This is a genomic window from Planococcus donghaensis (assembly GCF_001687665.2).
GTDB classification, from domain to species: domain Bacteria; phylum Bacillota; class Bacilli; order Bacillales_A; family Planococcaceae; genus Planococcus; species Planococcus donghaensis.
In genome coordinates this window covers 1145680-1166720 of record NZ_CP016543.2, presented here as the reverse complement: position 1 = coordinate 1166720, position 21041 = coordinate 1145680, and the positions used below count along the sequence as shown (strand labels likewise).

Here is a 21041-nt window from a genome sequence, read left to right as displayed (position 1 = left end):
ATCAGCTCTTAACGCTATATTGTCATTTGACGTTTCGTTTTGTTTTGATACGATTATAGAATATCTTATCTTGTTTAAAGGAGCTTTGCCATGATTTATCCATTTAAAGACAAATTTCCACAAATCGACACATCCGCTTTTATTGCAGACTATACGACAATCACTGGCGATGTGACGATTGGTGCTGACTCATCCGTTTGGTTTAATACGGTCATTCGCGGTGACGTTTCTCCTACCATCATCGGCAATAAAGTTAACATCCAAGACTTGTGCATGCTTCATCAAAGCCCAGGCAAAACTTTGCTTCTTGAAGATGAAGTAACAATAGGGCATCAAGTAACGCTTCATAGCTGCACGGTTCGTAAAGGTGCGTTAGTTGGCATGGGTTCTCTTATTCTTGACGGAGCTGAAATTGGAGAAGGCGCATTTGTTGGTGCGGGTAGTCTCGTGCCGCCAGGAAAAGTCATTCCTCCTGGCATGCTAGCGTTTGGCCGTCCTGCAACAGTTGTCCGTGAACTTCACGAAGATGATAAAGAAGACATGAAACGCATTGTCCGTGAGTATGCAGAAAAAGCTGCTTATTATAAATCACTTCAAAAAGCATAACAAACAGAAAAAGGACGACCGGGCATCACTGCCTAGTCGTCCTTTTTGTGTAGTTAACTTAAACGCCAGCTTGTTCTTTTAAGATTGCTGCTTTGTCTGTACGTTCCCACGGCAAATCAACATCCGTACGGCCAAAATGTCCGTAAGCTGCAGTTTGCTTGTAGATTGGGCGACGTAGATCCAACATTTTAATGATGCCAGCAGGACGCAAGTCAAAGTTTGCGCGTACCAAATCATCTAATTTGTCTTCATCAACAATGCCAGTTCCAAACGTATCAAATGCAATAGATACAGGATGTGCTACACCAATTGCATAAGCTAATTGAACTTCACATTTATCTGCAAGACCAGCTGCTACGATGTTTTTCGCTACATAACGTGCCGCATAAGCCGCTGAACGGTCAACTTTTGTTGCGTCTTTTCCTGAGAATGCGCCGCCACCATGACGAGCATAACCACCATAAGTATCAACGATGATTTTACGTCCTGTTAAACCTGCATCTCCTTGAGGTCCGCCAATAACAAAACGACCAGTTGGGTTGATAAAGTATTTTGTTTCTTCGTCAATCCATTTAGCTGGTACAACTTCATTAATTACATATTCTTTAATGTTGCGTTGAATTTGCTCTAATGTTACTTCTGGGTGATGTTGAGTTGAGATAACAATTGTATCCACACGAAGCGGTTTGTTGTTTTCATCGTATTCAACTGTTACTTGTGTTTTGCCATCTGGACGCAAGTATGGAAGAATTTCTTCTTTGCGAACTTCAGCTAAACGACGTGCCAATTTATGTGCCAATGAAATCGGCAATGGCATTAATTCTTCTGTTTCGTTGTTTGCATATCCGAACATCAACCCTTGGTCACCTGCTCCGATATCATCTAATTCTTTATCTGTCATTTGGCCATCACGTGATTCTAGCGCTACGTTAACTCCTGCAGCGATGTCTGCTGATTGCTCATCAATTGCTGTAAGAACAGCACTTGTTTCTGAGTCAAAACCATATTTAGCGCGTGTGTATCCAATTTCTTTTACTGTTTGTCTAACAACTTTCGGAATATCCACATAAGTAGATGTCGTGATTTCTCCTGCAACTAGTACAAGTCCTGTTGTGACAGTTGTTTCACACGCAACGCGTGCATTTGGATCCTCGGTTAAAATTGCATCTAAAATAGCATCTGAGATTTGGTCACAGATCTTATCCGGATGTCCTTCTGTTACTGATTCTGATGTAAATAATCTACGGTTTTTCAAAAAATGTTCCTCCTTATATCCTGCGAGATTGCTCTCGAAATTGATACGGTACTCGTTTCCCATGTCAAGTCCGTTCCAGAAACTCTGGATTGAACTTCAAGCCGTTTGTGGCCTTTGCACACGAGGATTAAGGGCATTTCATAAAAAAATCCCTTCACTCATTCTGCATGAGGAAAGGAAAAATCATCATAAGCACCTTTCACTCTTATCATCCAAGGCCTGTTCGCCTTGTGTCAGGTTGGGCACCATCACTACATATGTAGCAGGTTGCCGGGTTTCATAGGGCCTGCCCCCTCCACCAGCTCGGAATAAGAGTATCCGTTCAATTTTTCATCATACGGAAGTAGCACTGCGATGTCAACATTTTATGCAAATTAAATTGACAGACTTTGCATTTAACGTTTAAAAACCACCATAAATTCGAAATGATTTACTATTCTTTCTATATATAGTGTTAATGTCATCCAATTTTTTTAATTTCTGCAGCGGATTAGTGTAGACTAATAAACCTAATGTGTTATACTAATGAACGAATATACATCCTCCCCATTGCTATGGGAATAACAGAAAAGGAAGGTACATATATATGACTTCAGTGAACTTTGCAAACGACTTGAAGGAACTTTTAACTGGCCAAAATGTGCATGTTCAATTATCAGTGCCACAACTAGTGGAAGCAGCAACATCCCGCAAGGAAGCGGTATTAACTCGGGAAGGCGCTGTAAAAGCGGAAACAGGAAAATATACTGGCCGCTCACCGAAAGACAAATACATGGTGGAAGAAGAAAGCTCTAAAAACAAAGTCGACTGGGGCAATGTGAACCGTCCAATCTCAAGCGAAGTGTTTGAAAAGCTCTACGCTAAAGTGATTAAGCACTTAAAAGACAAAGATGCGCTTTACGTTTTCAAAGGATTTGCTGGTGCTGACCACGAATCACGTGTACCTATCCAAACAATCAATGAATACGCATGGCACAATCTATTTGCTCACCAATTGTTCATCCGTCCATCGGCTGAAGAATTACAAACACATGAAGCTGAATTCACTGTTGTGTATGCTCCAACTTTCCAGGCAGACCCTGAAGTTGACGGTACAGCTTCTGAAACTTTCATCATCGTATCAATGGAGCAAAAGATCATTTTGATCGGCGGAACTGAATACGCTGGCGAAATGAAAAAATCGATTTTCTCTATTATGAACTACTTACTTCCTGAAAAAGGCATTTTACCTATGCACTGTTCAGCAAATGTTGGGCCAGAAGGCGATGTCACATTGTTCTTCGGTTTATCTGGTACGGGTAAAACGACTTTATCAGCTGATGGCAATCGTAAGCTAATCGGTGACGATGAGCACGGTTGGTCAGATAACGGTGTATTTAACATTGAAGGCGGCTGCTACGCTAAAACAATCAATTTGTCTCGTGAAAACGAACCACAAATTTACGATGCAATTCGTTTTGGTTCAGTTCTTGAAAACGTTGTAGTCGATCCTGAAACACGCATTCCAAACTATGACGATGGTTCATTAACTGAAAACACGCGTGCTGCATACCCAATGCAAGCTATCGACAATATTGTAGACCCTTCAGTTGCAGGACATCCTAAAACGATTGTCTTCTTGACGGCTGACGCATTTGGCGTATTGCCTCCAATCAGTAAATTAACAAAAGAACAAGCTATGTACCACTTCTTAAGTGGATACACGTCTAAACTAGCAGGCACAGAACGCGGAATCACAACTCCTGAAGCAACGTTCTCAACTTGCTTTGGTTCACCTTTCTTACCGTTACACGCAACAGTATATGCTGAAATGCTAGGCAAGAAAATCGACGAGCATGGCGCTCAAGTTTTCCTTGTAAACACAGGTTGGACTGGTGGCGTATACGGAGTCGGTAGCCGCATGAAACTTTCTTACACGCGTACAATGGTTCGAGCTGCGATTAAAGGTGACTTAAACAATGTACCAACAGAAAAAGAAGCCATTTTCGGTTTTGAAATTCCAACAGAAATACCTGGAGTTCCAACAGAAGTATTAAACCCACGCCATGCATGGGATGATAAAGAAGCATATGACAAAAAAGCGAATGAATTAGCACAAGAGTTCCAAGAAAACTTCAAAAAGTTCGGCACGGTTGCACCTGAAATCAGCGTGCACGGCGGACCAACTCAAAAATAATTTCACAAAAGCCCATTCGGAGTAAAATCCGAACGGGCTTTTTTTACTTTTCTTTTTCTCTCACCCACTGACACACTGCTTTTACAGTTTGCCGATTGGCTGCAGGTGGAAAGAAATGCGTGTACTCTGGAAAGTACCATGTCTCATATGGTTGATCGTTTAACTTTAACGCTTCTTCTAACAAATACGCTTGTCCAGGTGAGACGTTGTCATCTTGTAAGCCATGAATGATTAAAACGGGCGCCGTATTTTCTTCAATACGGAGTAATGGATTGCGCTCTTCAAAATGACTTAAAGCGGTATTTGGGGTTCCCCCGTATAGTCGCTTCATCATACGGCGCATATCGGGGCGTTCTTTATAGGTTAATATTGTATCTGTCACACCTGCCCACGTGACGACCGATGCAATGTCTTGACGTAAAATTGCTGTCCATAATGCCATAATGCCGCCACGTGAAAACGCCAATAAATGAACATTTCCATTGCTGAATTGTTTCAATACATCCACCGCATGCACAGCATCCCACCGGTCCTCCCCTGCAAATTCATCGCGCCCTTCACCGCCTCGATTGCCTCGATAATACGGAGCAAACACAACAAAACCTTGCGCGGCAAATTGAGCAATTCGTGCTGGACGTACCATCCCGATCGATTGAATGCCTCCTCTTAAATACAAGATGCCACTATAGCTGTCTCTTTTTTTCGGTTCAGCTAGCATTCCTTTTACTCGCAATCCTTCTGACCAATACACGATTTCTGTCAATTGAACATGAGGATTTGGAGAAGGATATCGTTTTTTTGTTTCAATCGTCCCATTTTCCAAGTTGTTTCACCTTCTCGATTATGGTTGCCATTCCGTTATCTTTCATTAAGAAACTAAATTCATCCGTGAGTTTTAAGTCTTTTAGCATGATGATGCCTGTTGTCTCAAGAAGCGGAATGGTGTCTATTTGGTCGACCTTCCCGATAAAAACCGTTTTACAAAAAGGCTGTTCAGTATAAACAACATATTCTGCAAACCATTCCAATCCTTCAACATGGGCTCCCGTTTCTTCGTAAACTTCCCTCTTAGCAGCCTCTTGTAAACTTTCGCCTGACTCTACTTTACCGCCCGGAAACTCTAGACCGCGTTTATTGTGTCGCGTCAAAACCCAGTTTCCCTTATAGCAACAGATCACTAACACATGTTTGCTTTCAATTGAAAATCGGTCTTTTTCAAATGTTAATTCGCACGAATAGCCATTCAGATCTTGATACTGCATTTCTTCACCCCGTTGCCATAAGAAAAACGTACACTAAAAATCAGTGTACGTTTGTATAATCTTATTTTACTTCTTTTCGCCCAAAAATGCTGATAACATCCAAGAATGTTTTTCAAGGTTTTGGTGAAGAGCATTAAACATGTCTTCTGTCATGTCATCACCATCTTCCGCAGCTAAGCGCATGCCTTTTTTCAAGGATTTCATGATTTTGTCATAATCGCTTACTAAAATATCGACCATCTCTTCTGCCGACTCTTTGCTGCTAGCTTCTTCTACTACAGAAAGCTCTAACTGCTCTTTCATCGTTGCCACTGGTTTTCCACCTAGCGCAAGTAAACGTTCTGCAATTTCATCCATGTGTAACGTTGCTTCGTTATACAATTCTTCAAATTTCACATGCAACGTAAAGAACGAGGGCCCTTTCACGTACCAATGAAAATTATGTAATTTTGTGTAAGCAACAGACCATGTAGCCACTTGCACGTTTAATTCGTGGTTTAATTCGTTTGACATTTCCAATCACTCTCCATACGGTTTGATAAGTTCTTATACTTTATTTATACCTCTCCTGCCCCTACAATAAACATATAAAGTAATTTGACGAAAAGAGCTGAACCATTTTGAAAACAGCCTTACTAAAAACATTCCGCTTTTATCAGCGATTTATCTCACCTTTATCGCCACCAAGCTGCCGATTTTATCCAACATGTTCCCATTATGGAATCGAGGCCGTCGAAAAACACGGTGCATTAAAAGGTGGATATTTAGCCACAAAACGTATTTTAAGCTGTCATCCTTTTCATAAAGGCGGTATCGATTTTGTTCCGGAAGAATGGCCACCAAAGAAATTGAACTGACCCAAAAAAGTTAGACAAAAAAATTAAGCAGCTTGTTGTACATGAGTCCGGTATTCAACCGGACTCATGTTTTTTAATTTCTTCTTCATTCGTTTCTGATTGTAGTAAATCATATAGTCATCCAGTTCCTGGCGGAAGTGTTCAAGACTTTCAAATTCCTGCAAGTAGAGGAGTTCCGTCTTCAGGATGCCAAAGAAATTTTCGATCACGGCGTTGTCGAGACAGTTCCCCTTACGGGACATGCTTTGGGTGACGTTCCGGTTGCTCAATGCCATCTGGTATTTCTTCATCTGATAATGCCAGCCCTGATCCGAATGGAGCACAAGCTCATCTTTTGGGTCGAGGCGTTTCAAGGCTTGTTCAAGCATGGTGGAAACCAGGTCATACGTCGGCCGGCTCTGGATGGTGTAAGCGATGATTTCGCTGTTGTACAGGTCCAGTACAGGTGATAGATAGAGCTTCTGCCCGAAAAGAGAGAACTCCGTCACATCGGTTACCCATTTTTGATTTGGTTTCTCAGCTGAGAAATCTCGGTTCAGGATATTCGGTGCCGCTGTTCCCACATTGCCACGATAGGAACGGTATTTCTTCATCCGAACCCGGCAGGCGAGACCGATTACTTTCATCAATTTCAATACCGTTTTTGGATCCAGGTGGATTCCTATTTTCCCTAATTCGATTTGGATATTCCGATGTCCATATCGTCCCTTGTGTGCATGAAAGATAACGGCAATCGCTTCTTTTGCCTCTTTGTATTTGTCGGGACGAGTGTGATGTTTGATCCAATAATAATAGGTACTTCTAGGAATGGACGCTATCTTGATGAGGTCAACGACCTTGAAATCATGCCTTAGCTCATAGATTACTTGCGCTTTGAGTTGCGCTGTGACAGTTCTTTTTCCTTCACTAAGGCATTTAACTTTTTTAAATACGCATTCTCCATGCGCAGCCGTTCGACTTCTTCTTGAAGTGATTCGGTTGGTTTCTTTGGTGACACAGGTTTTTTGGATTTCTCTTTCATGGATGGATGCCCCCTTTGTTTTGAAATAAGGGCGTCCATGCCACTTTGATCAAGTGCTTTCTCCCATTTCATCACGGTCGTTCTGGAAGGGATATTGAAAACAGCAGCTGCTTTCATAGGGGACGCCCCGGTATCGTTCATAAAGTTTAATACGTCCATCTTAAACTCAGGTGTATAGTTTGTATAGCGTTTCATCAATCCCTCTACGCCGTGATGTTGGTACAGCTCAATCCATTGATGGAATCCTCTTTTGTTTACCCCATACCGCTTAGCGACTTCATTCATCGAGTCATGCCCAGTTAAATACTCCCGAACAGCGCGTATCTTATCTTCAACTTTAAATTTCGCCATAAAAAACTGCACCTCCATTGTTAGTTGTGTCTAACAATTTCGGTGCAGTTCAAAATAATGGGTGGTTTTTTCTTGTGTTTTTACAGAGCTTACGGTAATATTCTACTAGTCAATAAAACGTAATTGTTACATTTTGGAGGTTAATATGAAGAAAATCCTATTTTTGCTATCTTTAATTTTATTATTAGCTGCTTGTGGAAAAACTAGCGAAGAAGCACAGAGTATCGACAATGATGACTCGAATTTGCAAGTGTATACAACGGTTTATCCACTTACTTATTTTACTGAACGCATCGGCGGCGATTTTGTCGAAGTTCAATCGATTTATCCTGCTGGTTCTAATGAACACACGTTTGAACCAACACAGCAAGACATGATCAAACTGGCAGATGCAGATTTGATGTTCTCGATTGGCTTGGGTCTAGAAGGGTTTATCGACAATGCGAAAAAGACATTGGAAAATGAAAATGTTGAATTCGTAGCGACTGCGGATCAAATTACAGATGAAGATTTAGAGGCCGCACTGGGCCATCAAGAAGATGCTCATGAAGAAGATGTAGTTGAAGATGAGCATGCGGAGGAAGCTGAAAGTCACGATGGTCATGATCACGGTTCAACAGATCCGCACGTTTGGATGTCACCTGTATTGAGTCAAAAACTAGTAGAATCGATCAAAGGTTCTTTAGTTAAAGCAGATCCAGAAAATGCGGAAGTGTACGAAAGTAATTATACAGAACTGATTATTGAACTAGAAAATCTAGATCGTTCATTCGACTCTTTAGCAGAACGTGTCAGCAAAGACACATTTTTTGTATCTCATGCGGCGTTTGGTTACCTTTCAGAACCATACGGCTTTAAACAAATCGCCATTGCTGGTTTAAACAGTCAAAACGAACCTTCGCAAAAAGAATTGACGGAAATTGTAGATTTAGCAAAAGAATACGATTTACAATATATTGTTTTCGAACAAAACGTTTCCTCTAACTTAACACAAGTCATCCAAAAAGAAGTCGGTGCAGAAGCCATCGAAATGCACAACCTTGGTGTTTTAACACAAGAAAACATTGATAACGAAGAAACTTACTTTACTTTAATGGAGAAAAACCTACAAGTGTTGGAAACGATTTTGAAATAAAATACAAAAAAAGCGGTGGAATGAGTGTTAAACGCTCATTCCACCGCTTTTTTGTTTTTTGATAATCTGTTCCATCACCTTATAGTTTATACTACTTTCCTGACGTCAATTTCGTCAATCGCTTTGTCAAAAATTGGCGCCATTCAGCTGCTAATTCTTCCGCTTCAAGCACTTTCATAATTCCGTCAACATCTTTTGGTTTGTGAAAATTGATTTCATTGGCATAAAGAACAGACACTTGCGTTGGACTTTTTGAGACTTTTCGAATGATTGAATCAGCTCGAACGGTTCCTTCTTCTAACACACGACAAAGATACCCTGTATAGCCTGTTTTCACCATTGCTTTTAACAAAGGCTTCATCTCAAGACGTCGGTCGATTGTGTTGCAAGGAACTCGTCCTTGGGTAACTTGAACGATGGCATCGCCTATTTGAAAAATATCACCGATGCAAACATCTCGCTCTAGCATGTTCGTCACAGTTAGGTTTTCCCCGAAAGCAGCTGGAGGCAAATTCGTATCAAATTGATCGTTCCAAAAAGTATAATGTTCATAAGGATATAAGCACACAGCGCGGTCCGGCCCCCCGTGATATTTTACATCCGCCACTCCATCTCCACTAAAACCATCTTTTGTTAAAAACGCTTCTTGCACAGGTTTTTTACGAATGGCCGTTTCCATTTTCTCGCCGTTTCCATACGTCATTTTTTCAGGTAAACCAATCGCAAAATGTTTAATGACCGCCTCTTCTGAATTCCCCATATGTTCCCCACCTTATGATTCGCCAGCGAATCGACTCTGATTTACTTTTCTGTATTATACACCCAAAAACACAGCAGTCGTTCAAGAACTTTTCATCAAATTAACGAAATATTTTATTCGGCAAGATTTACCGTATACCCTATTCCGATTTGATCGCTCAACTGAATTTCACCATTGTCGACAATGATTGCTGGCTGAATAATATCCTTTTCCCAGAAATGGGTGGAGGCAGAAAAATCACCTGGATAGTCAACACTTGGCAACGATGCTAATGCTAAATTATGGGCTTTCGAGACACCAAACTCAATCATGCCGCCAACCCACATACTTATCGAGTGCTCACGGCACAAGTTCACGACTTTTAAAGTTTCCGTCCAGCCACCAAGGCGACTCATTTTCAATACGACGATATCTCCCGCTTTACTCTCGATCATTTGCTGAACATCTTCTACACTAGCAATGCTTTCGTCTAAGCAAATTTTGGTGTTGAGTTGTGCTGTTGCACGCGCATGTAACACCCACTCACGCTCTCCAAATGGCTGTTCAATAAGTGCAAATCCCACATCATCAAATTCTTTTAATCGCTCAAAATTATCTTTATTGAAACTGCCATTGGCATCCGCGAAAAATAACAACTTGGGATAGCTATTAACAACTGACTTCAACATAGACGGATCTGTATCCGGATGGATTTTAATTTTGATTCGCTTGTACCCTGCATTATTCGCTTGCGCTACTCGTTCTTCGATTTGTGCCGAATCTGCAGCTACGACGATGCCAGCAGGAATTGCTTTTAAAGTGCCTCCGACAAATTGCCAAAGCGGTTGCTGCTGTTGTTTTGCAAATAAATCCCACACAGCCATCTCTAATGCTGCTTTCGCCATCCGGTTGCCTTTTACAGCATTGAACAGCTCCCAAACTTCTTTTGGATGTTGAAGATTTTGACCCTTGAGTAGCGGCAGTAACACGTGCTCGAGTACAAAACGACAGCTGGTAATGGTTTCTTCTGTGTACCAAGGAGTTTCAAACGCTACGCATTCTCCGTAGCCAATGTGTCCTGACTCGTCTCGCACACTCACAACGATCACTTCTCGCTCATCTACTTGCTGTAAAACCGATTTAAACGGGGTTTTGAGCGGTCTTCGCATTGTCTTTAAGCCAATCTCTTTAATCGTTATACCCATGCTCTCAGCTCTCTTCTCAGCAGCTTATTGGAAGCATTGCGTGGCAACGACTCAACAATGGTTAATTGATTTGGTACTTTGTAAGACGCCAGCTGTTCGCGACAATACGCTAGTAATTCTTCTGCTGTCACCTCTTTTTGCAATACTACAAATGCAACAGGAACTTCTCCCCAATCTTCACTCGGTGCACCGCACACGCCAACTTCTTGCACAGCCGGATGAGCGGATAACACTTTTTCAATTTCAGCAGGATAAACATTTTCCCCGCCAGAGACGATCAAATCCGAACGGCGATCCACAACAAACAAAAAGCCTTCGTCATCTAAATAGCCTATGTCTCCTGTATGAAGCCAGCCATCTTGCTGAACCTCTCGTTCGGAAAATTTCCCGATATAGCCAGGCGTCACTTGAGGACCACGAATCAGGATTTCTCCTATTTCCCCAAGCTTTTCTGTTTTCACTTCATATAAAAATAACGGCTTACCTGCAGATCCAATTTTCCGCTCTGCGTCCGCCACTTGTAACGTTGTCGTTTGCGACGATGTTTCCGTCATACCGTATGTTTGCAACACCGGAATTCCACAGTTTTTAGCACGTTTCATGTAAGCAATGGGAATCGGTCCACCTCCAGCAAGCACTACTTTAAAGCGATCCGACGCTTGCATAGAAGCTTGTTCAACACTCGTTAAGATACGCTCTAACGTCACACCGACAACTGATATATGCGTCACACTGCCATTGCAAATTTCTTCTGCACTTTGATCGGCATCAAACTTCTCGTATAACCGAACCCCCATGCCGTAAATCAACGACCTCATCAAGATTGAAAACCCACTAATGTGAAACAATGGCACGGCACATAACCAAACATCTTCTGGTGTTATACCAATATTTAGCGCCGACGACACAGCACTTGAAAAATGATTTTCTGCTGTTTGGCGAACACCTTTTGGATGACCTGTGGTACCAGATGTATACATAATCGAAATGGTCCGGTCTTTTGCCCATTGTTGCTGCGGTTCAAATTGAACGGATTTGGCATTTTCAATTTCACCAAATAAAACCACGCGCGAATCGTCTACTTTTTGTTTTAACACATTAGCGACAAGTATAAACGCAACTTCTGCATCATTTATTTGATAGGCTAACTCGTTACTTGATAAACGTTCATTTAGCATGACCATTTCACAGCCTAAGTGAAGACAGCCATACAAAACAAAAACAAATTCAGGAGTGGATTTTGCCAATACCGCGACACGCGAACTTTCATTTACGCCAAGCGCGCTAAGTTTCCCTGCATAATCAAGTGCAATCGTATTTATTTCAGAAAAAGTCCATTGTTGTTGCTCAAACGACAAGGCCATACGCTCGCCGCTCAAATAACTTCGCTGACTCAACCAATTCGGATAGGTCATGTAAAAAATCCTTTCTTCAAAAAAAGCTGTCCCCAGAGAGGACAGCTTTCAATTATTCAATAATCATGGGAAACGTGGGAATTGACCAAAGTCCGGTTTGCGTTTTTCTTTAAACGCATCGCGTCCTTCTTTTGCTTCGTCAGTTGTGTAATACAATAATGTTGCGTCTCCAGCCATTTGCTGCAATCCAGCAAGACCGTCTGTATCAGCATTCATCGCCGCTTTAACAAAACGAAGTGCAGTTGGGCTCATTTCAAGCATTTCCTGACACCATTGAACCGTTTCGTCTTCTAACTGCTCAAGAGGTACAACTGTATTAACTAAGCCCATGTCCAATGCTTCTTGTGCGTCGTATTGACGGCATAAGTACCAAATTTCACGTGCTTTCTTGTGGCCAATAATACGTGCCAAATAACCAGAACCGTATCCAGCATCAAACGAACCAACGCGTGGACCTGTTTGACCAAAGCGTGCGTTATCTGCAGCAATCGTCAAGTCACAAACAACGTGCAAGACGTGTCCGCCACCAATTGCATAACCTGCCACCATTGCAACAACTGGTTTTGGAATCACACGGATTAAACGTTGTAGATCCAATACGTTCAAACGTGGAATTTCATCTTCCCCAACATAACCACCGTGTCCGCGTACGGATTGGTCGCCACCTGAACAGAAAGCTTTTTCGCCTTCACCAGTTAAAACAATCACGCCTACATCTGAATTATCGCGTGCACGTGAAAATGCATCGATTAATTCGTGAACAGTTTTCGGACGGAATGCGTTGCGCACTTCCGGACGGTTAATGGTAATTTTTGCAATGCCGTTAAAAATTTCATACTTAATGTCTTCATATGTACGTTCTGTAATCCACTCGCGTGTCATGATTTTCCTCCTTGATAGTTCATACTTAAATACTCTCTTACTATTGTAGCAAACTCCGCAGGTTTTTCCACATGAATTGTATGTCCCGCCTCAATAGTTTTATGCACAGCATTCGGAAGTCGCTCAAGCATCTTTTGTGCAATTGTCTCAAACTTTACATCTAAACGTCCCGTTACTAACAAAACGGGTATATGCAAACCTTCTAGCTCTTGCCAATAAGACCGTTGAACCCCTGTTCCCATGCCGAGCAAACTATTTGCAAGGCCTAGTGGGTTTTGTGCCAACCGTTCTTGACGTACTGATTGCTGCACCCGTTCAGGCAACTCTTTTTGACTTGCAAACAACGCAATATTTTCCCAAGCATCCACAAAATTGACGAGTCCCCCTGTCATAATCCGCTCTGCAAGATGTGCATCATTTGTTTGACGGTCTTTTCTTGCTTGTTCACTATCAAGTCCAGGCGATGCACTCTCAAGTATTAATCCCGTCAACCGCTTCGGATAGTGACATGCGTAAGCAAGCGCTATACGCCCCCCCATTGAATAGCCAACGAGTGTAAAGGTATCTAGTGCTAATTGATCGAACAAAGCATCTAAATCTTCTAACTGACGTTCCATCGAATAAGCTTCAAGCTCTTGTGGACTAGAGGACGCTCCATGACCGATTAAATCAATCATAACAATTTTGGTATCCGTCCACTTTTCAATAACCGAATGCCACGTTTTCGTGCTTCCTGTAAAGCCATGCAGAAAAACCAAAGTCTTTGCTTTTTCCGAATTTCTTACTTCAACATGATAAATAACGCTGCCAACTTCTAGCTTCATCGCTTCGCCAGCTCCTCGTCAAAACGGCTCCATAATTTACGGTGCGTTGTAACATTGTTTTCACGATTGGTAAACACTTCAATCATTTTCACTGGTTTCGTTTTGGGCTCATCTAAAGCTGCCGCAAATTGTTCCGCTGTTTCCGCTGATAAATATTGCGCATCGTACATGTTCGCAGCATCGCTAAACTTTAGTCCAGTCGGTGTGCCAAACAACTCTTCAAAATAAAGCTCTTCTTGAGACTGCGGCAAATAAGAGAAAATGCCGCCACCATCATTATTCATAATCACAATCGTCAAATCCGTCTCCTGCATTTTTGACGCGATCAATCCATTCATATCATGCAAAAAAGCCAAATCCCCGATATACAAATAAGCTGGACGTTTTTTTGCTGCTTGCACACCAAACGCCGTTGAGACAACCCCGTCAATGCCATTTGCTCCGCGATTTGCATAAAGCATTATATCCCGTTCGGTTGTTTGGAAATACGTATCTACATCTCGAATTGGCATACTGCTGCTCACAATCAAATCACAATGATCTAACCGGTCAAAAAGCACTTTCGCTAATACTCCTTCATCTAGTTCATCCTGACAATGCCGTTCGACAACTTGCCAATATAAATGAGAAGCTTGCGTCCATTTTTCACGATACGCATTTGGGGATTTATTTTCCACCGGTAATTGCCATAAGTTTTTTTCAGCTGCTTGAATATGATGCGTCGCGACAGATTGCGGGTCACGCAACATTGAACTTTCATCAAACACCACATAGGTTTCTGGCTTTACTGCCGCTAAAAACAAGCTCAGTGGTTTTGAAACCGGTGGGGGCCCAACACGAATCACTGCATCTGGCTTAACCACATCTTTAAACCTCTCGCTTTTAAGCAACGCATCATAAGAATCAATAATCAACGACTTTGCCGATTGCGGCACATTTCCACGTACGTTCGATAACGGATCCGCCAATACCGGCCAATCCAATTTCTCAATAAACGTCCAAAATTCTTTAGGCATATTTTGCGTCTGTTCTCCAACAATTAACAAACCCTTTTCTTTTTTTAAGAGTTGCTGTAAAAACGTGCGACTTTCCGCATTTAACGACCGTTCTCCGCCCAAATGAGCAATTTCATGATTGCTTACATAATCTTGTTCCAAATCAATACGCAGTGGCTCACGGAATGGCACATTTAGATGTACCGGTCCTCTCGGTTCACTCGTTGCATTTTGTACAGATCGATGCAAATGACGTGTTAAAAACGCCAATTGATTTTCCGTTTCTGGCATCGGCAAATCGGTTGCCCATTTAACGTGTGATCCAAATATATTTACTTGATTGATGGCTTGTGGCGCGCCGACTTCGCGTAGCTCATGTGGACGGTCTGCTGTAACGACCAATAAAGGCACACGCGCATAAAATGCTTCAACAATAGCCGGAAAATAATTAGCTGCAGCCGTTCCCGATGTACAAAGAAGCATAACTGGTTTCCCAGAAGCTTTAGCTAAGCCTAACGCAAAATAAGCCGCGGAACGTTCATCTATTTGGCGATAAGTTGTTAAACCTTCCTGCTTCATACAAGCATATGCAAGAGGGGTTGAGCGAGATCCCGGACTAATGACGACATCGCTAACCCCTTGCTCAACAAGTGAATGAGTAAAGGCTGATACATATTCAGTTAATGCTTTACGATTCGTCACTCAATTGACCTCCCAATGCCCGGAGCATCGGTCTAAATTTAACCCATGTCTCGTCATACTCTGATTCAGGAGTCGAATCTGCTACAATTCCGCCACCTGCATATAAATAAGCTTTTTCTTCATCTAACAAAGCCGAACGAATAGCAACCGCAAATTCGCCGTCTCCTTGAGTATCAATCCAACCAATCGGAGCTGCATAATACCCACGATTCATCGCTTCGTATTTGCGAATCATCGCCAATGCCGCTAATTTCGGCTCTCCTCCAAGCGCTGGTGTTGGATGAAGAAGTTCTACCAAGTCAAATAATGTAGATCCTGCATTTAAAAGGCCTTCGACTGGTGTATACAAATGCTGAATATCTCTAATTTTCATCAATTTCGGGGTTTTCGGTACAATGGTTTGACTACATGTTGCTTTAAACACATCGCTAATCATGCTCACCACGTATTGATGTTCTGCACGATTTTTAGGATCTAGCAATAAAGTTTCGCCAAGTTCTGTATCTTTTTCTATGGTTTTCCCACGCGGCGTTGAACCTGCTAAACATGTAGATAACGCTTTTTCATTTTCTACTTTCACAAGTCGTTCTGGCGTTGCCCCAAAGAAAAATTGCTCTTCTGCCTCTAAACCGAATAAGAAACTTTCCGGTTGCTCATTGGCTACTTGGTACAATGCAGAAGTCGGTGATAGTTTCTTTTCAAACCCCAGCTTCACTGTACGCGCAATCACAACTTTCTCGACTTCTTTCGCTTTAATAATATCTGTTACGTGTTGAATCGATTCTAAGTATTCTTCTTTTCTTAGTTCGGTCCGTTCAATCACATTCGGTTTATCGTACTTATCCACTTCAGATACTTGTGCGGCATGAAGTAATTTATCTCGTTCTTTTCGTAACGCATCGAATTCATTAAAACTGTCTTGTTTTTTCGTGATCAAGTGGATACTAACAAACGCTTGATCTCCTTTTAAAATCAACTGAAAAGTTGGCACTACAAAATAAGCCTGTGGGAACCTTCTCCACTCACTCGGCTTCGTGTTGAATGGGTCAAACGAAAATCCTCCGAATAAGACCGGATGAACCGAACGTTCTTCATTCACGATTTGGCGACATAAATTTTTCCAGTCGTTTTTTATATTTTCAAACCTTCCAGCTGTCTCATCAGAAGAGAGAACATGCGCGTGTCCAATTCCAACGAGTGTAAAGGTCTTTTCACGATTTTTCCAATACATGCGTTTTCCTGCGTGGTCGTTTCCGCCAGCTTCAAAAAATGCTAATGCAGACATATGGGTAACTTCGATTGTTTCAGTATAAAATCGATAGCCTTCAAACTGGTCTGCCGCAAATTGCTGGGTCGATGAAGACGATTCTGAATTCACCTGATTACCTCCGTTTTAAGACAATAGTCTAGTTTATTCCACTCACTGTTTCACTTTTTAATCTCTACCCTCTATCATACTCTTTTCTACTAAAATCAGCACATCATTTGCTGTATTCTAAACTATTTTAAAGTACAATGAAGAGTGGATAGAATTAAAGGAGAGATTAAGATGACACATTCCCTACAAGCAGACAGCGGATGGCGCGTATGGTGGCAATTGACACGCCCTCATACACTGACCGCTTCCTTCGCTCCCGTATTTCTCGGAACGATGATTGCTTTACATTATTCCCCGATCGACTGGATTTTATTCCTAGCAATGTTATTTGCCAGTTTACTAATCCAAGGAGCAACCAATATGTTCAATGAATATTACGATTTTGCGAGAGGTCTAGATAATGAGAATTCCGTTGGTATTGGCGGTGCTATTGTTCGTAATGGAGTGAAACCCAAAACCGTTCTAGTTTTAGCCTTAGTGTTTTACGGTATCGCTGCAGTTATCGGCATCTATATTTGTTCACAAACTAGTTGGTGGCTTTTAGTTGTAGGCGCAGTTTCTATGGCAATCGGCTACTTTTATACAGGCGGTCCATACCCAATCGCCTATACGCCATTCGGTGAACTTTTCTCAGGCGTAGTTATGGGCTATTTAATTGTTATTATTGCCTTTTATATCCAAACAGACATGATAACCACAGAAGCTTCTCTACTTGCTGTACCAAGTACTTTATTAGTAGCAGCTATAATGCTAGCTAACAACATTCGTGATATCGTTGGCGATGAAGAAAGTGGTCGCAAGACACTCGCGATTTTAGTTAAAAGACCGGCAGCTGTTAATATTCTTATGGCTTTCTTTATCCTAGCTTACGCATGGATCGTCGTTCTAGTTATTTCAGGAACATTAACACCATGGACGTTCCTCGTATTTCTAAGCGTTATTAAACCAATTAGAGTGGTTCAAATATTTAAACACCACACGGCACCGCTAAAAGTAATGCCAGCTATGAAAGATACAGGAAAAACAAACACACTTTTCGCCTTATTGCTTGGTATCGGTTTACTAATAGAATATTTATTATGATGTTAATAAAAAAGGGATTTCAGCTGAAATCCCTTTTTTATATCCAAATTTAGTTTTGTAGAACTTTTGAGTATGCGTTATAGTTGAGAAATAATTCAAAATACTGATCGGGAGGACATTGGGTGAAACCTATAATTATTGGAAGCATTGCTGCTTTTTTCTTTGCATTTACTTTTGTTTTAAATGCCACAATGGAAGCTAGTGGTGGAAGTTGGATTTGGAGCGCTTCTCTTCGTTACCTTTTTATGATTCCTTTTTTGCTATTAATCGTTTTATCTAGAAGAAACTTAAAACCACTATTACAAGAAATGAACAGAAACAAAAAAGCTTGGTTTATTTGGAGCTTTATCGGATTTGGCTTATTCTATACGCCTCTCTGCTTTGCAGCTGCTTATTCTCCTGGTTGGTTAATCGCAGGTACTTGGCAAATTACCATCATTGCAGGAACTCTTCTCGCTCCTCTATTTCTTATTACTGTACATACTAAAGAAGGGACATTTCAGTTAAAAGGAAAAATCCCGATGAAAGGGTTAATGATTTCTTTCATCATATTGGCGGGAGTCAGTCTCATGCAATTAGAACATGTTGCAATTGTTTCCCCTGCTACACTCTGGTTTGGTTTTATTCCTGTTCTTCTTGCTGCATTTGCTTATCCACTTGGCAATAGAAAAATGATGGAGATATGCGACGGTAGATTAGACGCATATCAAAGAGTTCTCGGAATGACCTTAGCCAGTCTGCCTTTTTGGTTACTATTATCGTTGTTTGGGTTATTCACGGTTGGTGGGCCATCTGCTTCACAAAGCTTCCAAACTTTAATTGTTGCCATCAGTTCTGGTGTCATTGCCACAGTGTTATTCTTTAAAGCTACAGATCTTGTTAGAGGAAACATGCAAATGTTAGGAGTGGTTGAAGCAACTCAATCAATGGAAGTTTTATTCGCTTTGGCTGGAGAAATTCTCTTCTTATCAATAGCACTACCTTCAGGATTATCATTAATAGGAATTCTTATTGTTATGGGCGGCATGATTCTTCATAGCCAGAATTCCAGTAAAACGAAAAAAAGAGTCATGCAATTAAATGCATGACTCTTTTTTATGATGACCCCTACGGGATTCGAACCCGTGTTACCGCCGTGAAAGGGCGGTGTCTTAACCGCTTGACCAAGGGGCCAAATACTGGCGGAGAAGGAGGGATTTGAACCCTCGCGCCGGTTGCCCGACCTACACCCTTAGCAGGGGCGCCTCTTCAGCCACTTGAGTACTTCCCCAGTATGGCTCCGAAGGTAGGACTCGAACCTACGACCATCGCATTAACAGTGCGGTGCTCTACCACTGAGCTACTTCGGAATGGTGGGCCTAAATGGACTCGAACCATCGACCTCACGCTTATCAGGCGTGCGCTCTAACCAGCTGAGCTATAGGCCCATATGTAATAGTATGGAGCGGGTGAAGGGAATCGAACCCTCATCATCAGCTTGGAAGGCTGAGGTTTTACCACTAAACTACACCCGCATAAATGGTGGGTCAGGACGGAATCGAACCGCCGACACTTAGAGCTTCAATCTAATGCTCTACCGACTGAGCTACTGACCCACAACATTGAATAAAAATGGCGGTCCCGACCGGGATCGAACCGGCGATCTCCTGCGTGACAGGCAGGCATGTTAACCGCTACACCACGGGACCATTTGGTTGCGGGGGCAGGATTTGAACCTGCGACCTTTGGGTTATGAGCCCAACGAGCTACCGAACTGCTCCACCCCGCGACAATATTATAGGTACTAATTTGAATCGATTTCTTTTAAAAATAATTGTCCACACATTTAGAAAAAATGGAGGAGGAAGAGGGATTCGAACCCCCGCGGGATTTGACTCCCCTGTCGGTTTTCAAGACCGATCCCTTCAGCCAAACTTGGGTATTCCTCCGTGATAAAATACAAATGGTGGACCTTGCAGGACTCGAACCTGCGACCGGACGGTTATGAGCCGTCTGCTCTAACCAACTGAGCTAAAGGTCCTAAAAAAGTGGCGGCAGAGGGGATCGAACCCCCGACCTTACGGGTATGAACCGTACGCTCTAGCCAGCTGAGCTACGCCGCCAGGATCTTTAATAATATAGTTGGTGGAGCCTAGCGGGATCGAACCGCTGACCTCCTGCGTGCAAGGCAGGCGCTCTCCCAGCTGAGCTAAGGCCCCATTGTTTGGTCGGGAAGACAGGATTCGAACCTGCGACCCCTTGGTCCCAAACCAAGTGCTCTACCAAGCTGAGCTACTTCCCGAACTTAGATGCTGAGTTTGTAAAAAATATGGCGCGCCCGAGAGGACTCGAACCTCTAACCGCTTGATTCGTAGTCAAGTACTCTATCCAATTGAGCTACGGGCGCTTTATGCTATTGTTGTAAATGGTGCCGAGGACCGGAATCGAACCGGTACGGTAGTCACCTACCGCAGGATTTTAAGTCCTGTGCGTCTGCCAGTTCCGCCACCCCGGCTAGGGGTCGAGATTCTGTAAAACAATTATGGAGCGGAAGACGAGGTTCGAACTCGCGACCTCCACCTTGGCAAGGTGGCGTTCTACCACTGAACTACTTCCGCAAAAATGGTGCGGGTGAAGGGAGTCGAACCCCCACGCCCGAAGGCGCTAGATCCTAAGTCTAGTGCGTCTGCCAGTTCCGCCACACCCGCGTGGCAATATCAATATTAAAATGGTGAGCCATGAAGGATTCGAACCTTCGACCCTCTGATTAAAAGTCAGATGCTCTACCAGCTGAGCTAATGGCTCGAGAAAGTGGTGCCGGAGAAAGGAGTCGAACCCTCGACCTACTGATTACAAGTCAGTTGCTCTACCAACTGAGCTACTCCGGCGAAAAAATGGTGGAGGATGACGGGATCGAACCGCCGACCCTCTGCTTGTAAGGCAGATGCTCTCCCAGCTGAGCTAATCCTCCGATATGTATTGCCCAGCGACGTCCTACTCTCACAGGGGGAAACCCCCAACTACCATCGGCGCAAAAGAGCTTAACTGCCGTGTTCGGGATGGGAACGGGTGTGGCCTCTTTGCCATCATCACTGGACTATTTGGTTTTGAAAGACAAGATTTATTATACCAGTATACCACTGGTTTTTTCAAGCTTTTTTTCAAAAAACTTTTTT

At 42.5% G+C, this 21041-nt stretch carries 18 protein-coding genes, 20 tRNA genes, 1 rRNA gene and 1 riboswitch; of the genes, 6 read left to right on the top strand and 33 right to left on the bottom strand.

Going from position 1 to position 21041, the window contains the following annotated elements:
- Window positions 1-90 precede the first annotated feature (90 nt).
- Window positions 91-606: a gamma carbonic anhydrase gene (locus BCM40_RS05855; protein ID WP_065526758.1), complete on the top strand. Its 516-nt coding sequence runs from the start codon at window positions 91-93 to the stop codon at window positions 604-606.
- Between the two features lie 58 nt (window positions 607-664).
- Here the strand turns inward: BCM40_RS05855 and metK are convergent, their stop codons facing one another.
- A complete protein-coding gene (metK, locus tag BCM40_RS05850) occupies window positions 665-1861 on the bottom strand; it encodes a methionine adenosyltransferase (protein WP_065526759.1) in 1197 nt (398 codons plus the stop codon).
- Window positions 1862-2063: 202 nt separating this feature from the next.
- Window positions 2064-2176: riboswitch (SAM riboswitch) on the bottom strand.
- 271 nt (window positions 2177-2447) lie between these two features.
- On the opposite strand from metK, the gene pckA reads away from it, so the two are divergent.
- Window positions 2448-4037 carry a phosphoenolpyruvate carboxykinase (ATP) gene (gene pckA, locus BCM40_RS05845; protein WP_065526760.1) on the top strand — a complete coding sequence of 530 codons (1590 nt, stop codon included), beginning with the start codon at window positions 2448-2450 and terminating at the stop codon, window positions 4035-4037.
- 43 nt (window positions 4038-4080) lie between these two features.
- Here the strand turns inward: pckA and BCM40_RS05840 are convergent, their stop codons facing one another.
- The 3 genes from BCM40_RS05840 to BCM40_RS05830 all read right to left on the bottom strand — a co-directional run bounded on the left by BCM40_RS05840 (window position 4081) and on the right by BCM40_RS05830 (window position 5812).
- On the bottom strand, window positions 4081-4860 hold the full coding sequence (locus BCM40_RS05840) for an alpha/beta hydrolase family protein (RefSeq protein WP_065526761.1): 780 nt from the start codon (window positions 4858-4860) through the stop codon (window positions 4081-4083).
- On the bottom strand, window positions 4841-5299 hold the full coding sequence (gene ytkD / locus BCM40_RS05835; RefSeq protein WP_065526762.1) for an RNA deprotection pyrophosphohydrolase: 459 nt from the start codon (window positions 5297-5299) through the stop codon (window positions 4841-4843). Before ytkD ends, BCM40_RS05840 begins: the two co-directional genes overlap by 20 nt.
- A gap of 66 nt (window positions 5300-5365) precedes the next feature.
- Window positions 5366-5812: a Dps family protein gene (locus tag BCM40_RS05830; protein WP_065526763.1), complete on the bottom strand. Its 447-nt coding sequence runs from the start codon at window positions 5810-5812 to the stop codon at window positions 5366-5368.
- Between the two features lie 107 nt (window positions 5813-5919).
- On the opposite strand from BCM40_RS05830, the gene yidD reads away from it, so the two are divergent.
- Window positions 5920-6156, top strand: coding sequence for a membrane protein insertion efficiency factor YidD (yidD, locus tag BCM40_RS05825; protein WP_065526764.1), 237 nt, complete (start codon window positions 5920-5922; stop codon window positions 6154-6156).
- Between the two features lie 23 nt (window positions 6157-6179).
- Here yidD and BCM40_RS16260 read toward each other — a convergent pair.
- A protein-coding gene (locus BCM40_RS16260) for an IS3 family transposase (RefSeq protein WP_156851264.1) occupies window positions 6180-7528 on the bottom strand; the annotation gives its coding sequence in 2 pieces (ribosomal slippage) (window positions 6180-7084 and window positions 7084-7528; 1350 coding nt in all).
- 145 nt (window positions 7529-7673) lie between these two features.
- On the opposite strand from BCM40_RS16260, the gene BCM40_RS05810 reads away from it, so the two are divergent.
- Entirely contained in the window at window positions 7674-8663 is a 990-nt protein-coding gene (locus tag BCM40_RS05810; RefSeq protein ID WP_065526765.1) for a metal ABC transporter solute-binding protein, Zn/Mn family, read from the top strand.
- Between the two features lie 91 nt (window positions 8664-8754).
- Here BCM40_RS05810 and BCM40_RS05805 read toward each other — a convergent pair whose 3' ends face one another.
- The 7 genes from BCM40_RS05805 to BCM40_RS05775 form a co-directional block, all read right to left on the bottom strand.
- Window positions 8755-9423 carry an MOSC domain-containing protein gene (locus BCM40_RS05805; RefSeq protein WP_065526766.1) on the bottom strand — a complete coding sequence of 223 codons (669 nt, stop codon included), beginning with the start codon at window positions 9421-9423 and terminating at the stop codon, window positions 8755-8757.
- Between the two features lie 113 nt (window positions 9424-9536).
- Window positions 9537-10607 (bottom strand): o-succinylbenzoate synthase, encoded by a 1071-nt coding sequence (menC, locus tag BCM40_RS05800; protein ID WP_065526767.1) that lies wholly within the window; start codon window positions 10605-10607, stop codon window positions 9537-9539.
- On the bottom strand, window positions 10598-12022 hold the full coding sequence (locus BCM40_RS05795) for an o-succinylbenzoate--CoA ligase (RefSeq protein ID WP_065526768.1): 1425 nt from the start codon (window positions 12020-12022) through the stop codon (window positions 10598-10600). Before BCM40_RS05795 ends, menC begins: the two co-directional genes overlap by 10 nt.
- A gap of 63 nt (window positions 12023-12085) precedes the next feature.
- Window positions 12086-12904, bottom strand: a complete 819-nt coding sequence (gene menB / locus BCM40_RS05790; protein WP_008428953.1) for a 1,4-dihydroxy-2-naphthoyl-CoA synthase — start codon at window positions 12902-12904, stop codon at window positions 12086-12088.
- Complete coding sequence (gene menH, locus BCM40_RS05785; RefSeq protein WP_065526769.1) at window positions 12901-13728, bottom strand: 2-succinyl-6-hydroxy-2,4-cyclohexadiene-1-carboxylate synthase; 828 nt, start codon at window positions 13726-13728, stop codon at window positions 12901-12903. Before menH ends, menB begins: the two co-directional genes overlap by 4 nt.
- Window positions 13725-15425: a 2-succinyl-5-enolpyruvyl-6-hydroxy-3-cyclohexene-1-carboxylic-acid synthase gene (gene menD / locus BCM40_RS05780; RefSeq protein WP_065526770.1), complete on the bottom strand. Its 1701-nt coding sequence runs from the start codon at window positions 15423-15425 to the stop codon at window positions 13725-13727. Before menD ends, menH begins: the two co-directional genes overlap by 4 nt.
- The gene (locus BCM40_RS05775) at window positions 15412-16803 is read right to left on the bottom strand and encodes an isochorismate synthase (RefSeq protein ID WP_065526771.1); all 1392 of its coding nucleotides are present in this window, start codon (window positions 16801-16803) and stop codon (window positions 15412-15414) included. Before BCM40_RS05775 ends, menD begins: the two co-directional genes overlap by 14 nt.
- A gap of 171 nt (window positions 16804-16974) precedes the next feature.
- Between BCM40_RS05775 and BCM40_RS05770 the strand changes: the two genes are divergently transcribed.
- Window positions 16975-17886, top strand: coding sequence for a 1,4-dihydroxy-2-naphthoate polyprenyltransferase (locus BCM40_RS05770; RefSeq protein WP_065526772.1), 912 nt, complete (start codon window positions 16975-16977; stop codon window positions 17884-17886).
- Window positions 17887-18008: 122 nt separating this feature from the next.
- Window positions 18009-18974 carry a DMT family transporter gene (locus tag BCM40_RS05765; RefSeq protein ID WP_065526773.1) on the top strand — a complete coding sequence of 322 codons (966 nt, stop codon included), beginning with the start codon at window positions 18009-18011 and terminating at the stop codon, window positions 18972-18974.
- Between the two features lie 13 nt (window positions 18975-18987).
- Here the strand turns inward: BCM40_RS05765 and BCM40_RS05760 are convergent.
- From BCM40_RS05760 to rrf, 21 genes are all read right to left on the bottom strand, one after another.
- Window positions 18988-19059, bottom strand: a tRNA-Glu gene (locus tag BCM40_RS05760).
- Between the two features lie 6 nt (window positions 19060-19065).
- Window positions 19066-19156: transfer RNA gene (locus BCM40_RS05755), tRNA-Ser, on the bottom strand.
- Window positions 19157-19160: 4 nt separating this feature from the next.
- A tRNA-Asn gene (locus BCM40_RS05750) sits at window positions 19161-19235 on the bottom strand.
- Between the two features lies 1 nt (window position 19236).
- Window positions 19237-19313 (bottom strand) — tRNA-Ile (locus tag BCM40_RS05745).
- A gap of 13 nt (window positions 19314-19326) precedes the next feature.
- Window positions 19327-19400 (bottom strand) — tRNA-Gly (locus BCM40_RS05740).
- Window positions 19401-19405: 5 nt separating this feature from the next.
- Window positions 19406-19481 (bottom strand) — tRNA-Phe (locus BCM40_RS05735).
- A 17-nt stretch (window positions 19482-19498) separates the two neighbouring features.
- Window positions 19499-19574: transfer RNA gene (locus tag BCM40_RS05730), tRNA-Asp, on the bottom strand.
- Between the two features lie 3 nt (window positions 19575-19577).
- Window positions 19578-19654 (bottom strand) — tRNA-Met (locus tag BCM40_RS05725).
- Window positions 19655-19721: 67 nt separating this feature from the next.
- Window positions 19722-19814 (bottom strand) — tRNA-Ser (locus BCM40_RS05720).
- A gap of 15 nt (window positions 19815-19829) precedes the next feature.
- Window positions 19830-19906, bottom strand: a tRNA-Ile gene (locus BCM40_RS05715).
- Window positions 19907-19914: 8 nt separating this feature from the next.
- Window positions 19915-19988 (bottom strand) — tRNA-Met (locus BCM40_RS05710).
- Window positions 19989-20008: 20 nt separating this feature from the next.
- Window positions 20009-20084 (bottom strand) — tRNA-Ala (locus tag BCM40_RS05705).
- Window positions 20085-20090: 6 nt separating this feature from the next.
- Window positions 20091-20167, bottom strand: a tRNA-Pro gene (locus tag BCM40_RS05700).
- Window positions 20168-20195: 28 nt separating this feature from the next.
- Window positions 20196-20272 (bottom strand) — tRNA-Arg (locus BCM40_RS05695).
- Between the two features lie 19 nt (window positions 20273-20291).
- A tRNA-Leu gene (locus BCM40_RS05690) sits at window positions 20292-20380 on the bottom strand.
- A gap of 28 nt (window positions 20381-20408) precedes the next feature.
- Window positions 20409-20483: transfer RNA gene (locus BCM40_RS05685), tRNA-Gly, on the bottom strand.
- A 5-nt stretch (window positions 20484-20488) separates the two neighbouring features.
- A tRNA-Leu gene (locus BCM40_RS05680) sits at window positions 20489-20573 on the bottom strand.
- Between the two features lie 21 nt (window positions 20574-20594).
- A tRNA-Lys gene (locus BCM40_RS05675) sits at window positions 20595-20670 on the bottom strand.
- Between the two features lie 7 nt (window positions 20671-20677).
- Window positions 20678-20753, bottom strand: a tRNA-Thr gene (locus BCM40_RS05670).
- Between the two features lie 7 nt (window positions 20754-20760).
- Window positions 20761-20836 (bottom strand) — tRNA-Val (locus BCM40_RS05665).
- A 10-nt stretch (window positions 20837-20846) separates the two neighbouring features.
- Window positions 20847-20962: ribosomal RNA gene (rrf, locus tag BCM40_RS05660) — 5S ribosomal RNA — on the bottom strand.
- Window positions 20963-21041 lie beyond the last annotated feature (79 nt).

Excerpts from the sequence above, each read along its gene's own strand:
- BCM40_RS05810 (WP_065526765.1), top strand. The coding sequence starts at position 7,674 with ATGAAGAAAATCCTATTTTTGCTATCTTTAATTTTATTATTAGCTGCT.
- ytkD (WP_065526762.1), bottom strand. The coding sequence starts at position 5,299 with ATGCAGTATCAAGATCTGAATGGCTATTCGTGCGAATTAACATTTGAA.
- pckA (WP_065526760.1), top strand. The coding sequence starts at position 2,448 with ATGACTTCAGTGAACTTTGCAAACGACTTGAAGGAACTTTTAACTGGC.
- BCM40_RS05855 (WP_065526758.1), top strand. The coding sequence starts at position 91 with ATGATTTATCCATTTAAAGACAAATTTCCACAAATCGACACATCCGCT.
- BCM40_RS05795 (WP_065526768.1), bottom strand. The coding sequence starts at position 12,022 with ATGACCTATCCGAATTGGTTGAGTCAGCGAAGTTATTTGAGCGGCGAG.
- BCM40_RS05830 (WP_065526763.1), bottom strand. The coding sequence starts at position 5,812 with ATGTCAAACGAATTAAACCACGAATTAAACGTGCAAGTGGCTACATGG.
- BCM40_RS05770 (WP_065526772.1), top strand. The coding sequence starts at position 16,975 with ATGACACATTCCCTACAAGCAGACAGCGGATGGCGCGTATGGTGGCAA.
- menH (WP_065526769.1), bottom strand. The coding sequence starts at position 13,728 with ATGAAGCTAGAAGTTGGCAGCGTTATTTATCATGTTGAAGTAAGAAAT.
- menC (WP_065526767.1), bottom strand. The coding sequence starts at position 10,607 with ATGGGTATAACGATTAAAGAGATTGGCTTAAAGACAATGCGAAGACCG.
- BCM40_RS05805 (WP_065526766.1), bottom strand. The coding sequence starts at position 9,423 with ATGGGGAATTCAGAAGAGGCGGTCATTAAACATTTTGCGATTGGTTTA.
- menB (WP_008428953.1), bottom strand. The coding sequence starts at position 12,904 with ATGACACGCGAGTGGATTACAGAACGTACATATGAAGACATTAAGTAT.